Origin of the sequence: Streptomyces sp. NPDC046759, assembly GCF_040645475.1 — a bacterium.
In the GTDB taxonomy this organism is placed as follows: domain Bacteria; phylum Actinomycetota; class Actinomycetes; order Streptomycetales; family Streptomycetaceae; genus Streptomyces.
Genome location: NZ_JBEYYJ010000083.1, coordinates 1 through 1,531, shown reverse-complemented (window position 1 = coordinate 1,531; position 1,531 = coordinate 1). Strand labels below are relative to the sequence as shown.

2 protein-coding genes are annotated in these 1,531 nt (G+C 66.0%); both read right to left on the bottom strand.

The features are described from left to right. On the bottom strand, positions 1 to 859 hold an 859-nt coding region (locus tag ABZ919_RS41465), incomplete at its 3' end, for an alpha-amylase family glycosyl hydrolase (protein WP_361259502.1). Further along, positions 856 to 1,531: DUF3459 domain-containing protein (locus ABZ919_RS41460; protein WP_361259499.1), on the bottom strand; the 676-nt coding region annotated here is incomplete at its 5' end. The genes ABZ919_RS41460 and ABZ919_RS41465, both read right to left, overlap by 4 nt.

Genomic DNA, 1,531 nt, shown 5'->3' with positions numbered 1-1,531 from the left:
GGAAGGCCATGTGGCACTCGTCGCCGCCGGAGGTGAAGTCGCCGAAGTAGTCGACGACGTCCTCGGGCCACTGGTTGGCCTCCGCCAGCAGCACCTTGTCGGGGTACTGGGTGTCGATCTCCTTGCGCACCCGCTGCAGGAACTCGTGGGTGGCCGGCAGGTTCTCGCAGTTGGTGCCCTCCTGCTGGTACAGGTACGGCACGGCGTCCAGGCGGAACCCGTCGATGCCGAGATCCAGCCAGAACTTCAGCGCCGAGATCATCTCCTCCTGCACGGCCGGGTTCTCGTAGTTGAGGTCCGGCTGGTGCGAGAAGAAGCGGTGCCAGTAGTACTGCTTGCGTACCGGGTCGTACGTCCAGTTGGAGGCCTCGGTGTCGACGAAGATGATCCGGGCGCCGGGGAACTGCTTGTCGTCGTCGGCCCAGACGTAGTAGTCCCCGTACGGTCCGTCCGGATCCCGCCTCGACTCCTGGAACCACGGGTGCTGGTCGCTGGTGTGGTTCATGACGAAGTCGATGATCACGCGCATGCCGCGCTGGTGGGCGGCGTCCACGAACTCCACGAAGTCGGCGAGGTCGCCGAAGTCGGGGAGGACGGCGGTGTAGTCGGAGACGTCGTAACCACCGTCTCTGAGCGGGGACTTGAAGAACGGCGGCAGCCACAGGCAGTCCACGCCGAGCCACTGCAGATAGTCGAGCTTGGCGGTCAGACCCTTCAGGTCGCCGATGCCGTCACCGTTGCTGTCCTGGAAGGAGCGGACCAGGACCTCGTAGAAGACGGCGCGCTTGAACCACTCCGGATCCCGGTCCCCGGCGGGTGTGTCCTCGAAGGTGTCCGGGACGGGCTCATTGACGATCATATTGTGGGTGACCCTCCGATCTGCGGGTTGGACGGTCGCAGGACGGTGAAGACGTGCGCGGGCCTATGGCCCGGTTCGAGGCGCACGTAGTTGGCCCTGCCCCAGTGGTAGGTCTCGCCGGTGAGCTCGTCGCGCACCGGCACGGACTCGTGCCAGTCCAGGCCGAGTTGCGGCATGTCCAACGAGACCGTTGCCTCCTGGGTGTGGTGGGCATCGAGGTTGGCGACCACCAGAACCGTGTTCGACCCGCTCCGCTTGGAGTAGGCGATGACCGCGTCCTTGTCGGTGTGGTGGAAGTGCAGATCGCGCAGCTGCTGCAGGGCCGGGTGCTGCCGCCGGACGGTGTTGAGTTTGGTGATGAGGGGTGCGATGGTGCGGCCCTCGCGTGTCGCCGTCTCCCAGTCGCGCGGCCTGAGCTGGTACTTCTCCGAGTTGAGGTATTCCTCGCTGCCTTCCCTGAGGGGGGTGTTCTCGCACAGTTCGTAGCCGCTGTAGATGCCCCAGGCCGGGGAGAGGGTCGCCGCCAGCACGGCCCGCACCTCGAAGGCGGGCCGGCCGCCGTGCTGCAGGTAGGCGTGCAGGATGTCCGGGGTGTTGACGAAGAGGTTCGGCCGCATGTAGGCCGCCGCCTCGCCCGACAACTCGGTGAGGTACTCGGTGAGTTCCTGCTTG